At 66.0% G+C, this 13,675-nt stretch carries 8 protein-coding genes; 4 read left to right on the forward strand and 4 right to left on the reverse strand.

All coding sequences use genetic code 11. From position 1 onward, the window contains the following. Positions 1 to 1,161: 1,161 nt before the first annotated feature. The 3 genes from KF838_13750 to KF838_13760 all read right to left on the reverse strand — a co-directional run bounded on the left by KF838_13750 (position 1,162) and on the right by KF838_13760 (position 5,051). A complete protein-coding gene (locus KF838_13750) occupies positions 1,162 to 1,449 on the reverse strand; it encodes a hypothetical protein (protein ID QYK47841.1) in 288 nt (95 codons plus the stop codon). Positions 1,450 to 2,078: 629 nt separating this feature from the next. Then, on the reverse strand, positions 2,079 to 3,374 hold the full coding sequence (locus tag KF838_13755) for an amidohydrolase (GenBank protein QYK47842.1): 1,296 nt from the start codon (positions 3,372 to 3,374) through the stop codon (positions 2,079 to 2,081). Between the two features lie 42 nt (positions 3,375 to 3,416). Further along, entirely contained in the window at positions 3,417 to 5,051 is a 1,635-nt protein-coding gene (locus KF838_13760) for a hypothetical protein (protein QYK47843.1), read from the reverse strand. 147 nt (positions 5,052 to 5,198) lie between these two features. Here KF838_13760 and KF838_13765 point away from each other — a divergent pair, with 147 nt between their 5' ends. From KF838_13765 to KF838_13780, 4 genes are all read left to right on the forward strand, one after another. Further along, entirely contained in the window at positions 5,199 to 5,807 is a 609-nt protein-coding gene (locus KF838_13765; protein QYK47844.1) for a sigma-70 family RNA polymerase sigma factor, read from the forward strand. An 821-nt stretch (positions 5,808 to 6,628) separates the two neighbouring features. After that, the gene (locus KF838_13770) at positions 6,629 to 7,255 is read left to right on the forward strand and encodes a response regulator (protein ID QYK47845.1); all 627 of its coding nucleotides are present in this window, start codon (positions 6,629 to 6,631) and stop codon (positions 7,253 to 7,255) included. An 18-nt stretch (positions 7,256 to 7,273) separates the two neighbouring features. Then, entirely contained in the window at positions 7,274 to 9,676 is a 2,403-nt protein-coding gene (locus tag KF838_13775) for an HDOD domain-containing protein (GenBank protein ID QYK47846.1), read from the forward strand. A 68-nt stretch (positions 9,677 to 9,744) separates the two neighbouring features. Continuing rightward, positions 9,745 to 10,944: a hypothetical protein gene (locus tag KF838_13780; protein QYK47847.1), complete on the forward strand. Its 1,200-nt coding sequence runs from the start codon at positions 9,745 to 9,747 to the stop codon at positions 10,942 to 10,944. 11 nt (positions 10,945 to 10,955) lie between these two features. Here KF838_13780 and KF838_13785 read toward each other — a convergent pair whose 3' ends face one another. Further along, the gene (locus tag KF838_13785; protein ID QYK47848.1) at positions 10,956 to 13,649 is read right to left on the reverse strand and encodes a serine/threonine protein kinase; all 2,694 of its coding nucleotides are present in this window, start codon (positions 13,647 to 13,649) and stop codon (positions 10,956 to 10,958) included. Between the last annotated feature and the right edge of the window lie 26 nt (positions 13,650 to 13,675).

Below are 13,675 nucleotides of genomic sequence, written 5' to 3' on the forward strand. Positions count from 1 at the left end.
GCAACGGCCGACGCGCGGGTCTCGCACTTCCATGTCGATATTGGGGTGTGGACATTTGTTCAAATTGTTGAGGAACAAGGAGCTGTCCGTACAACGATCGCATTTCTCGCCACGCGGCATGACGGAGGAGCAGTTGGCGACAACATCATGGCCATCCTGTTTGAGCGTGACGCCTCAACCTCGCAGTGGACCGGCGAGGCGTGGACAAACACCGATGCTGGTGATGTGGTGGTACACGTCAAGGCACGGTACGCGATCACGAGCGATTGGGACCATGCTTGGTTGATCGAGTTTGGCTCCACATCAGTTGATGCAGGAGTTGGTGAACCGTACTTCAACGGGCTGCTCGCCGCAGACCCCCTCCAAGGAGTTGTGCAGTTCCTGTCTGACCCCACGGAGTTGTTGGAAGTGCTCGTCGAAATGGGACATCCAGCTGCGACTGCCGTGCCAGCAAGTATTGGTGGGGGAGAGGCATGTCCTAATCCTGTTGTCCCGGCAATCGCTGAGGGTGTAGACGCGGCCGAGAATGACCCGCTCGCCAATCCAGAGTTGATCGCGTATACCGCTCTCATAAACTCAGACTGCATCTCAGCTTGTGTGCCATGGACATGGACAACGGCGGGTCCAACACTCGTTGGCTGTACTTGCACGGCGTGGGCCTTGAGTACCACTGCCATACCTAACCCAAGCTTCGTGGCTGGTGGGCAATGTGCAGCGACGTGCTGGCACAAGTCCACATCTACATGTACATACACTCGGACAAGGACGAAGCGCAAGGCAAACTGTGCGACATGCACTTGGACGCAGACTGCAACATCGATCAAGACGTTCGAGGCGACGAGCGTCACAATACATATCGATCCTTGTGCTCTTCCACCCGGGTATGTCTGTCCGACGACTCCCGACGACCCGTCTTGTCGCACTGCGCCTGCGCCAAGCGGCGGATGGGCACCTGGCGCTCCATGCTGACTAAAGCATGGATGCGCGTAAGTTCAGACTGTGGCTGATTCTAGCGATGTGGATGACCACTGTCGTTGCAAGCGGCTGCTTGCTTTCGCTTACGAGCGCGCTCGTGGGACTCCGGGGAACTAATCCAGAAGAACCATGGGGATACTGCACGCCAGATTTATACTATGCGCAGAACAGGGAACTTGCCTGTAATCAGGACAGATGGATGACTCTGCGAATCGGCGGCGTGATGTCTGTCTGTTCCGGATCACCCGCGAGAGCCGTTCTCGGCTTTCCGTTCCCCGCTCTCGAGGCAGAGAACTGGTCACCCCTGCAGAAAGCCACGAAGTACGCGCCGAACTCTGGAAGCAGTTCTCTCGACTCGCTTTCTACGATGAAAGTGCGGATCGTCTGGTCGAGCATGGTTGCCGATGTCATGCTCTGGGGGGCGCTTGCTTCCGGCATGATCGCTGCGGTGAAGCGCAGGAGATCGGCGGCCACGGCTCTGCTCACGCTTGCTGCGGGCGGCTGGATCGCCTTGGGTGTAACGATCCTGTGCGCGAGATTCTTGCCGGCATATCTGGGAGAATCCACAACGGTGTATGCAACCGTGGACGCCTTCCTGGCATCTGGTCCGATTGAGATCACAAACGTGGAGCGTTCAACGGGCTTCCATGCAACAGTGCAAGGTTCGTTCGGTAGAGAATCACGGTCCTACACGCACTACTTGAATGCCGATCATGTGGACGCGTATACGCCACACGCGATCACATTCCGACAAACACGGCTTGGCTGGCCGACCAGTAGTGTCATCTTCTATCAATATCCGAAGAGCAGATGGTGGCAGTCGCATTCGCCTGACGGGCCGATGTCGGGCACGGTGGCGGATGTACTCACTGGCAAAGTTATGATGAGACCATTCGTTGTAAACATGCTGGCATTCACCCTGTTACTCTGGACTCCTGTCTTTATCCGACGAGCCGCAAGTCGGTATGTGGTTTGGCGTCGTTCAAGCCGCCACGCTTGTGCAGAGTGTGCATACCCGCTCGCTCGCGGGGCGGGACAGGACACATTAACTGTGTGTCCGGAATGCGGCACGCCATCGCCAACTCCGGCACGAAGCGAAGCAGTTAACCCTCCAGCGCCAACCTCACCATCATCTCCACGCCCGCCTCGATCGCCTCATCATTGAAATCGAACGTCGCCTGGTGCAACTGCGGCACCCTCAGCGGGTCCGCGCCGGGCGGGCACAACCCGAGCAGATAGAAGCACGTCGGCACGTGCTGCCCGTAGTACGCAAAGTCCTCGCCACCCATCGTCGGCGACGGCGTCACGCTCACACGCTCCGCCCCGAACGCCCCCCGCGCCATCTCAAGCACACGCGCCGCCAGAGACGCATCGTTCACCGTCGCAGGATACCCCTCCGTCCAACGCACCCGCGCAGCGCACCCATACGCCCTCGCGGTCGTCTCGATGATCTCAATCAACCTGCCGCGGCACTTCTCACGCATCTCCCTCGTCAGCGTCCGCACCGTCCCGCTGAAGATCGCCACCCGCGGGATCACGTTGTTCGCCGATCCCGCCCGCACCTGCCCCGTCGTCACCACCACCGGCTCGAACGGAGAGACGTTCCGCGACACGATCTGCTGCAGACTCACGATCGCCTGCGCCGCCGCGAGAATCGAGTCCGCGCCCAGGTGCGGGAACGCCCCGTGCGCCTGCACGCCCTCGATCGTCGCCTCGAAATCGTCCGTCGATGCCAGCAGCGGGCCGGGCCTCGTCGAGATCGCCCCAACCGGCATCTGAGGCCACCCGTGCAGCCCGAACATCCGAGAGATCGGCTCCACCCCGGCGGGGCCGGCACCCTCAATCGCCCCATCGATCGCACCGTCGCGGCACATCTTCTCGCCCCCCGCGCCGCCCTCCTCCGCCGGCTGGAAGACCAGCCGAACGGTCCGCGGACGATCGTGGAGCTTGCTGAGCACACGCGCCGCACCCAGCAGAATCGTCGTGTGCCCGTCGTGTCCGCACGCGTGCATCGTGCCCGGCGACTTCGATGCGTATGGCTTCCCCGTCTCCTCAAAGATCGGCAGCGCATCCATGTCAGCGCGCAGGCCGATCGCCTCGTTCTTTGTGGCACCGCTCTCCAGAGCAGCGGTGCCCGCCCGAGGAATCACACCGATCACACCCGTGCCGGTGCCCGGCTCCGGGCCGCCCACGTTGGCCTTGAACGCGATGCCGAGCTTCGACAGTTCTCGCTGGACAACCTGGCTCGTGCGGCGTTCCTCGAACCCGACCTCGGGGTGCGTGTGCAGGTCGTGGCGGATCGCCGTGAGTTCCGGCAACTCACGCCGGATCATCTGGCGGAGCGTCTCGGTGGTGAGGGATGTGGAGCCGATGCCGGAAGCCGTCGATGTTGTGCTCATGTGACAAGGGTAGATCCGCAGTGATCGAGAGGGAGTCCGAGATCACTTCGCCTCATAAAACGCCCGCGCATCCCGCGTCAACTTCTCCAGATCCACATCGCGCACATACATCATGTGCCCGGACTTGTAGTACGTGAACGTCATGTTCTTGCGCACCGCGGGGTCGAGGGTCATCTGTGCCGCCACACCCTCCGCCGCAAAGTACGGCGTCGCCAGGTCGTAATACCCGCACGCGACCAGCACCCGAAGCGTCGGCGAGCGGTGCATCGCGTCCCGCAGCCGCGTCGCCAGGTTCGCGTAACGGTTCTGCTCCCCCTGATACGACCACGGGTGCACACGCCCGGTCAGAATCTCGTACGGAAGATCCGACGTGTACCCGAGATTCTCGCGAAGGTGCTGATAGAGCGACGCCGTGTAAGGGGGCACGATCGCCGAGTAACTCGGATCATGCTCATACCCCGCGCGGATCTGGTCGGCATCCATCCCTACATACCTGCTGTCAAGGCGGCCGACCGTGCGCCTGTCATCCAGCATCAGCCGCTTGGCAAACGCATCCAGCGTCACGCGCAGGTTCGCCCGCGCGACGAACTCCTCGGGCAGGCCAGTGAGCCGCGCGTGCGTGGCGATGATCTGCTTCCGCTTCGCATCGTCCAGACGATCCCCCGCCGCGAGCGCGGGCGCAAGCTCCTCAGACGCGAAACGCTCCGCCTCGCGCCGGAATCCGTCGAAGTCGGTGTCGAATCTCGCCTGCGATGCCGCGGGCAGCCACTTGTGATACCCAGCCGTGAGCGCGTACGACGGGAAAATCCCCACAAACGGTCGATCGTTCCCCTCGTGGAAGCGGATGCTGCCGAACTCGATCACAGGCGAGACCAGCACAATCCCGTTCAACGCCATCCCGTGGTCGTTGAGCAGCATCAGCGAAAGCCCCGCTGCTCGCGTCGTGCCGTACGACTCGCCCACAAGATACTTCGGCGATCCCCAACGACCGCTCCGCGTCGTCCACAGCCGGATGAACTCCGCAACCGCCCGAAGGTCCTCCTCCAACCCGTGGAACTGCGACGGGCTCTCCCCCTCCGCCGCGCGGCTGTACCCCGTCGAGACCGGATCAATGAACACAAGATCCGTAAACGGCAGCCACGTGTGCGGGTTCTCGCGACAGTGATAAGGCGGGGCGAGCTGCATCCCCTCTTCGTCGAGCCCGCCGACACGCACAGGCCCCATCGCGCCCATGTGCAGCCACACACTCGAAGAGCCCGGGCCACCGTTGAACGCAAACGTCACGGGGCGCGTCGCGGTCGCCGGCGCGCCCGACTTCCCATCATCGAGCAGCGTGTACGCGATGTGGAAGACGTGCGCCCTGGGCTTCCCCTGCTCCGTCGGTAGCGTCAGATATCCCGCCGTCGCGCGATACCTCAGCACGCGCCCGTCAAGAGTCGCCTCGTGCTCCGTCACCACCGGCTCGGGCTGCACAACTTCCGGGGGTGTCGCCGCCTTGGGCTTGTCCGCGCTCTGAGCGAACCCCTGCGATGCCCCAGCCAGCAGCACACACAACCACGCCAGTCCCGCCCGGACCCCGACGCGAACTCGCCGCGCCCCCGTCTCACGCCATGCGGCTACATACAGGTGTGTCGGACCGTTGGTCGTCGCGGGCGATGGGTGCGTCTGCAGTGACATGCTCGGCTCCGTGCGAGGATGCGTGTGGTACACGACGGGGTGAACAGAATACCGCCGGCACGCCGGTTTGTGGCGACCTCTTCTTGGTCAACCCGCATTCTGGTATGATCGCGTTCGGTTTCGGGTCTCCGCCAACAGGGGCGCACCGTGCTCACGCGCACCACAACGCGGCTGATCGAGGATCTGCGCGATCCCGCCAACGGCGCGGCGTGGTCCGCCTTCGACGCCCGCTACCGCCCCGTCCTCATCGCCTTCGCCCGCAAACTCGGCTTCTCTCAGGACGATGCCTCGGAACTCGCCCAGCAGACCCTCGCCGAGTTCGCACGCTGCTACCACGACGGCCGATACCAACGCGAACAAGGTCGCCTCAGCTCATGGCTCATCGGCATCGCCCGCAACGTCGGCTCCGGCATGCGCCGCAAACGAGGCGGGGGCGAGCGCGTCGGGGGCGACACCATGATCGGGCAGATGCCGGGCGAACTGCCCGATGAGCAGCAACTGACCCAGGTCTGGCGACGCGAACGCGAGCACGCAATCCTCGCAGAGGCCATCACCATCCTCCGAGACTCCGCACGCATGGAGGAGCACACCTTCCGCGCGTTCGAGCTCTTCGCGCTCCGCAATGTCCCCGCCGAAGAGGTCGCCGAGCAGTGCGGCATCGCCGTCGATTCGGTCTACGTCATCAAGAACCGGCTCACCAAACGCCTTCGCGAGATCGTCGCCGAGATCACCCAGGCATACGACGATGGTGAGTGATGCCCGACCGGGCCCTTCGCCCGCCGCGAGAGAAAGAGCCCCAGCGCAACCGATCGCGCCGGGGTCTGCCGGACGGACCGAGAGAGCTGGTCGTCCGACGGGGGGACTTCAGATGAATGCAGCTCGGTGCCTCGCGGGTGATCGAGCGACGTGGCAAACGAATGCCCTGTACTGACTTCTCTCAGCGTGAGTCGATCTATCAATCGGCGCGCCAAAATGAATGCAAGTCGTGAAGAACGCTTCTCGCCGTTGCGGTGGCCTGCTCTGGCCGCATCACGCAGATCTCGGCCGAGTCAGTGGCCTCAGGAAGCCATCTCGATCGACACTTGGAGGCAAGCAGAAGAAATATCGCCGGTATCGGGGAATCAAAGCGCAATGCCACTACCACTCTGCGCATATAAGTGAGGGCGTGCGGTCCCTCTGTTGCCGCGCTGCTCTCTGAGTTCGCTGCTGCAAGACAATCTGAATCGTGATCCCTCCAGTCCGTTCGGCGATGCTGCTGACCCGTATTGTCGAATGGGCACTCCTCACTCGGAGGTGAGGTCGGCGTGTTCCGGCACGCCGACCTCTTTGCGTCTGCAAGAGAGCCGAAGATGCCGGATCCGGCCCCGTGCGTACCAGCCCATCCGTGCGCCAACACGAGCGACCCGCTGCGTACGGCTTCTGGACTGGTCCCGACTTCGTACACATCGCCATTACGCGTGAAGATGGGCAACATGGATGTCGATAGACGGCTGGAGCGGTGATACCGCTCGGACACGCGCCCCTCAAGCGGTGTGGGGACTGTCCGGGCGCGGTCTTCGCGTCATCGGACACCCTGCATGGGCGGCGAAGAGAACAACTCAAGTCCCGCCAACTGGGCGAGCAAGAAGATCTTCACCACGGGTGAGGCCGCCGAGGTCTGCAAGGTCTCGCAGCAGACCATCATCCGCTGCTTCGATTCCGGCCGACTGACCGGCTTCCGCGTCCCCGGCTCCAAGTTCCGGCGCATCCCGCGCGAGGAACTGATCCGTTTCATGCGCGAGAACGAGATCCCCACGTCGGCCCTCGAATCGGGGCGCACACGCGTGCTCATCGTCGAGGACGATCCCGAGATCATCGACATCCTGACAGAGGTCCTCGATCGCGACGGACGCTTCGAGGTCCGGGCCGCGAACAACGGCTACGACGCCGGCCTCCTCACAGTGTCCTTCAAGCCCAACGTTGTCATCCTCGACTACCTCCTCCCCGACATCAACGGCAACATCGTCTGCAGACGCATCCGCGAACGCGACGACATGGCCGGAACCAAGATCATCTGCGTGAGCGGCGTCGTCCGCGACGAAGAGATCAAAGGGCTCATGCGCTCGGGCATGGACGAGTTCATCAAGAAGCCCTTCGATGTCGACTTCCTGATCCTCCGAATCGCGACCCTCGCCGGCCTCGCCGCCGCGACCCGGGCCGGGTGAGCCGCCGGAGCATTGCCCGTGCCCCCAGCCAGCGCAACTCCAAAGCCGCCGCACCAACGAACGCCCGCACGCCAGGTCGAACTGATCCTCGAGCGACTGGACGCGCTGCCCACGCTCTCTCCTGTCGCCGTGCGCCTTCTCTCCGTCGTTTCGAGCGACAACGCACGCATCGAAGAGATCGTCCGTCTCATCGAGTCCGATCCCGGACTGACCACGCGGATCCTCGCGCTCATCCGGCGCGCATCACACGGTCTGGGCGATCGCGTCACCACCGTGCGCCACGCGACCACCATGCTCGGGCTCGAGGCGATCCAGTCCGCCGTGCTGGGGCTCAGCATCTACGAACTCTTCGAGCACGCCGGCCACGAACAGGACAACGCACTCGCCTCCGGCCCGGCGCTCGCGCAACTCGCCGACGCTCCCGCGCTCGATCGCGTCCGCCTCTGGACACATCTGATCGGCGTCGCCTGCGCAGCCGAATCGCTCGCGCGCCACAACCCGGCCTCCGGCGTCAAGCCCGCCGAAGCGTTCATCTGCGGCCTGCTCCACGACATGGGCAAGCTCTCGCTCGATCTCTGCCTCCCCGCCTCGTACGCGCGAGTGATCGCGCTCGCGGAGCGTCGACGCATCGCAAGCGCAGAAGCCGAACGCGCCGTGATCGGGCTCGACCACCACACCGCCGCCAAGCGCCTCGCCGAGCGCTGGGGGCTGCCGACGCTGCTTCGCGACGCGGTCTGGTTCCACAGCCGCCCGCTCGAATCGCTCCCCGCCGAGGCGCCCCGTTCACTGCTGGGTGTGCTCGCCGCCGCTCGCGCCCTCTGCCGCGAACTCCACATCGGCTCCTCCTTCGACTTCGGACGCGCACCTTCGTCCGTCCGTTGCTGCGAAGAAGCAGGGCTCGATCCCGGCATGCTCGGACGCGTCACCGAAGAACTGCACGAGGCGGTCGCCGAGCGCTGCGCCGCCCTCGGACTGAGCATCCCCACGGCGCAGGAATCGATGCTCGGCTCGATCGCACAGGCCAACCGCAAACTCGCCTCCCTCAACGCCGCGCTCGACGAGCGAGCCAGACAAGCCGAGGCGATGCGCGCCGCGCTCGCCGCAGTAGGCCGCTTCAACCAGGAACTCAGAGACCCGCGCCGCCCGCGCTCAACCGGGCGGACGCTCGCGCTGATCGCCGACTCGCTCCGCTCCATCGATGCCGCCCGCCGCGCCTTCGTCGCGTTCGTCGTGCAGGACACGCCCGGCGACACGTGGCACGCGTGGTACTTCGGCGCATCCGCCGATCACCACCCCGATCAGCCCCGATCCGACGAGATCGACTCGCCCCGGGAACTCGACGGCTCATCGCGCTCCCTCTCAGACATGCTCCGTGCGCCAGGCGCGGACGCGCGCATGCTCGGCCTCCTCCCCTGGCTCACCGACTGCATGTCCGGCGCACCCGATCTGCTCAAGGTCCGGGCGATCCCGCTCTGCATCGGCGCGCCCGTCGGCTCCATGACCGGCGAGCCCGCGACGGTCATGCTCACCGATCTCGATGCCACCGCAGCTGGGCTCACGCCCGGTGTCTTCGAGACCCTCGTCGCCTCGTGGGGCGCAGCCGTCGCCGCAACAGGAGCCATCGAGCGTGCCCTCCGAACCGGCGAGTGTCTCGCGGCATCCGCGCGAGAGCTCGAAGCCACCCAGGCGCGCCTCACCGAGGCCCAGGCCCTCTCCCGACTCGGAGAGATGGCCGCCGGCGCAGCCCATGAGATGAACAACCCCCTCACCGTCATTAGAGCCAGAGCGCAACTCCTGCTCAGACGCCTCACGAATCCCGCCGACCGCGCCGCCGCAGAAGCAATCGCGCAAGGTTCGTCCCAGATCTCCGACCTCATCACCTCGATGCACCTGCTCGCCCACCCGCCCACACCCGAGCCCGGTCCCGTCCGCCCCCGCGAACTCGCCGAGATCGCCGTGCGTAAAGCCATGCAACGCACGGGCTTGGATTGCGATATCGACATCGAGGTGCCGACCTACCTCCCCCATGCTCACGTCGATCAGGAGATGTTCTCCCTCGCGCTCTCCGAACTCGTGGCCAATGCGATCCAGTCGTGCGCTGCCCGGAGTGAGGATCAGAACGCTCCTCACGGGAAAGTCCGAGTTCACGCTCACATCGACCCCGCGGATGACCGACTTTGTTTCCTCGTTGAGGACCAGGGGCCCGGCATGTCCGAGCACACCCTGGCGCACGCGTTCGACCCCTTCTTCAGTGAACGGCCCGCGGGCCGGAGACGCGGGATGGGTCTTGCGCGTGCGAGGTCGATCATCGCGGCACACGACGGAACGGTCACGCTCGAGAGCTCACCCGGATCCGGCGTCAGGGCACGAATCACCCTCCCCGTGTGGCGCGGGGAGCAGCAGATCGGGCAGGCCGCCTGATCATTGGCGACGCGAGGCGGAACGAGCGGAAGCACAGCGGGCAAGCACACACGCGCCGGAGAGAAGACGTGATCCGACGGAAGAAGCCAGTTGAGTTGCAGCGGGAGTCGGCTCCCACCGATGCCCCCGCGCCCCGCTTCCCCGAGGCCCCCGTCAGCGCGCCCCAGCCGCTCTCGCTCTGCCCCGTTCCCGCTCGCGTGCTCGTCGTCGGCAACGCCGAGACGCGCCGATCCGTCATCGAACGAATCTCAGGGCTCGTCATCCGATGCGCCGGCGCGACCGACGCCGCAGACGCCGGCTCGCAGCTCGGCGACCAGACATTCGATCTCGTGCTCATCATCACCGGCGACGGGTGGACGCAGGTCGCCGAGAGCGTCCGGAGCTCGGGCTCCGATGCCGCGATCGTCGCGGTCGCGCCGACCTCATCCGACGCATCGCTCGAGCTGGCGATCAGCGCGATGCAGGCCGGTGCGGCGGATCTTCTCGATGCCGGCGCGCCCGCAGACGAGATCGCGACCCGCATGCGGTCCGCGCTCCAGCGCGCCAGAAAGTCCCAGCACGATCGCGAGCGCATCGAGCGCCTCCGCAAGCTCTGCAAGCACCTCAACCACGCGCGGCAGGAAGTCTCCAAGCAGGTCGGCTCGCTCTGCTCCGACATGGCCACGGCCTACCAGGAGCTCGCCGACCGCATGACGCACGTCGCGACCGCGTCCGAGTTCAACGGGCTCATCCGCCAGGAACTCGACCTCGAATCGCTCCTCCGCGTCGCCCTCGAGTACGTGCTGGCCAAGACCGGGCCGACCAACGCCGCGGTCTTTCTGCCCGCCACCAGCGGCGAGTACACGCTCGGCGCGTACGTGAACTACGACAGCCCGCGCGAGACCGCCGAGGTACTGCTCGATCATCTGGCCGGCGTCATCGCGCCGCGCTTCGAGTCCTGCACGCGCCTCGTCCATATCAGCAGGCCCGCGGAGCTCCACGAGGCGCTCGGCGACAAGGCGACGTGGATCGGCGACAGTGAGCTGATCGTTCTTCCCTGCGTCCACGACGGGGAGTGTCTCGCCGTCACCGCCCTCTTCAGAGACCGTCGGGCTCCCTTCCCCGACACGCTCATGCCCCTGCTCCAGTGCGTCTCCGAGCAGTTCGGCCGCCAGCTCGCGCGCGTCATCCATGTCCATCATCGGCACCTGCCCAAGCACAAGTGGGGGAGCCCCGGCGACGGGGGCGAGGCCGACAACGGACCGGACGACATCGACCTCGCGGCATAATCCCCGGCCATCTACTCCGCCTCCGCTCTCTCCAGTGCCTCGCGCCACGGCTTCGCCCTTTCGGCGTGGCCCTTGCCGGGATCGGCCTCGTTCCACTTCTCGTAGAGCATGACCACGGATTCGACCACGGTGCGGCGCGTCCCGTTGCCGGGGGGGAGCGACTCCGTCGCGATATGCGCTGCTTCCAGCAGCGTTCGCTCGGCCTCATCGAATCGCTGCGTCGAGATCAACGCGCGCCCGAGGTTCCGCTTTGTGGCGATCGTGGCCTCGTTGGTCGGGCCGAGCACGCGCGTGCGTGCTTCGAGGACCTCGCGCGTCATCGCGAGCGATTCGTCCGGCCTGCCGGCGCGGTCGATCGCCGAGGCGAGGTTGTGGCGCAGCGTCAGCGTCGTCGGATTCTCCGCGCCGAGCCCGGCGGTCGATGCGGCGACACCCTCGCGCAGGATCGCCTCGGCCTCGGCGTTGCGGTCGCTCTGCATGTAGAAGTACGCCATGTTCGAGAGCGCGATCAGCGTAGAGGGATGCCCGCGTCCGAGGGTGCGCGTTCGCCCCTCGAGCGAGCGCTGGTACAGCGCCTCGGCCTCCTCCATCCGCCCGAGCGATTCGAGCACGCCTCCCAGGTTGTTCATGCCGATGAGAGCGTCGAACGAGTCCGGGCCGGCGGTGCGGACGAACCCCTCCATCGACTCCCGGTAGCTGCGTTCGGCCTCGGCGAGCTTCCCCTGCGCCTCTTGCAGCCCGCCGATGTTGTTGAGATAGAGCAGCGCGTCCGGGTTGTCCTTGCCGAAGACGCGAGCCGCGCCCTCGTAAGCTCGCTGGTAGAGGGCTTCGGCCTCGGAGAGTCTGCCCTGCGCCTGGCGAGCGTTGCCGAGGTTGCTGATGATTGCGAGCGTGTCGGCGTCTTCTGAGCCGAGCCAGGTGTCAGCGAGGCGGAGGGCTTCTTCGGCGTAGCCGACGCCGCGGTCCAGTTCGCCGATGTACATCAGGATGTGGGCCATGTTCCCGATCGACTGGATGGTGGCGCGATCCTGCTCGCCGAGGTGCTTGCGCCGCAGGGCGAGCGTCTGTTCCTGGAGCGGCAGGGCGCGGTCGAGCATGCCGAGGGCGACATACGACTCGGCGAGCGTCTGCTTGAGCGATGCCGCGACGGCCGGGCTCTCCTTGAAGCGTTCGTCGATCGCCTCGGCGGCGGGGGCGAGCATGGTCTGGTCGATGACGCGGCGCGCGACCTCGGGCGCATCAACAGCGTCGAGCGCGGCACGTCGGCTCTGGATCACGGCGATGCGCTCGGGCTCGCTCATGCCATCCGTGCCGTCTCTGGCGATCCGCTCGACGATTGCTGCGCCCGCGGACTCCGGATCGATGCCCGAGATGATCGCGGCCTGGAACTGCGTGACTTCCTTGAGTTCCTGCTCGCTGCGCTCGGCGCGGACGCGCTGCTCGTGCTCCTTGGCCGCGAAGATCAGCGTGGCGGCGACGCCCGCGACCACGGCGAGGAGGACGGCGGCGACGCCGACGACTGCGCCGGTGTGGCGTCCGACGAACTTGCGGGCGGTGTAGGTGAAGCTCTCTGGGCCGGCGCGGAGGGGGAGTCCGTCAAGGTAGCGTTGGATGTCTTCGGCGAGCTCGTTGGCGGACTGGTAGCGGCGTTCGCGGTCCTTGCGCATCGCCTTGAGGGGGATCCACTCGAGTTCGCCGGAGAGGAGGCGGGCGAGGTCGCCGACGGTGGTGGAGCGTCGGCCTGCGAGTTCGTCGGCCGAGGGTGCGTCCCAGGGGAGGGAGCGTCCGGCGTCGGCGGGCTCGCGCCCCTCGGTGATGCGGGAGGCGGGCTGCATGAGTCTGGTGCGGAGCCGAGGGGGCTCGGTCTCGCGGATGAGGCGGAGCATGTCGAGCGGGGACTGGGACTCGAGTCGCTTGGGATCGACCGGCGGGGAGCCGGCGAGGAGCTCGTAGAGCAGGACGCCCAGGGCGTAGACATCGGAGCGGGTGTCGATGTCGCGGCCGTCGCCCGAGGCCTGCTCGGGGGACATGTAGATGGGTGTGCCGACGACCCAGCCGGCCTGCGTGACCTCGACACCGGGGGCGGGGGTGATGGCCTTGGCGATGCCGAAGTCGATGACCTTGACGGTGGGGGTGTCGCCGGACTGGCTGACGAGGACGTTGGCGGGCTTGAGGTCTCGGTGGATGACGCCCTTGTGGTGGGCGTGCTGGACGGCGTGGCAGACGGAGGTGAAGAGGTCGAGGCGTTCATGGATGGTGAGGCGGCGGGCGTCGGCGTAGCGGTCGAGGGCTTCGCCCTGGACGTGCTCCATGACGAAGTAGGGGCGGGAGCCGAGGGCGGGGGAGGTGACGCCGCCGTCGAGGACGCGGGCGACGTTGGGGTGGTCCATCAGGGCGAGGGTCTGTCGTTCCTGCTCGAAGCGTGCGATGACGGCGTGGCTGTCCATGCCGGGCTTGATGATCTTGAGGGCGACGCGCTGGACGAAGGGTGTGGTGCGCTGGGCGAGCCAGACGACGCCGAAGCCGCCTTGTCCGATGCGTTCGAGGAGGGTGTAGGGTCCGATCTGGTCGCCGGGTCGTTCGCCGCCGGGCGGGGGCGTTGCGCCGGGGCGGTCGCCGGGTGGTGTGTTGTCGTTGCCTGATGAGCCGCTGCCGTCGGCGGGCCGACTGGCTGTCAACATCGTGCTCATCTCGGGGTCGATCATGCGTGGGCACCGTGCTCCTGCGGTGC

Source organism: Phycisphaeraceae bacterium (assembly GCA_019454185.1).
Taxonomy (GTDB): Bacteria; Planctomycetota; Phycisphaerae; order Phycisphaerales; family UBA1924; genus JAHBWV01.

What these genes read in the sequence shown, in the direction of transcription:
- KF838_13785 (QYK47848.1), bottom strand. Translation starts at nt 13,649, where the DNA reads ATGATCGACCCCGAGATGAGCACGATGTTGACAGCCAGTCGGCCCGCC.
- KF838_13755 (QYK47842.1), bottom strand. Translation starts at nt 3,374, where the DNA reads ATGAGCACAACATCGACGGCTTCCGGCATCGGCTCCACATCCCTCACC.
- KF838_13760 (QYK47843.1), bottom strand. Translation starts at nt 5,051, where the DNA reads ATGTCACTGCAGACGCACCCATCGCCCGCGACGACCAACGGTCCGACA.
- KF838_13770 (QYK47845.1), top strand. Translation starts at nt 6,629, where the DNA reads ATGGGCGGCGAAGAGAACAACTCAAGTCCCGCCAACTGGGCGAGCAAG.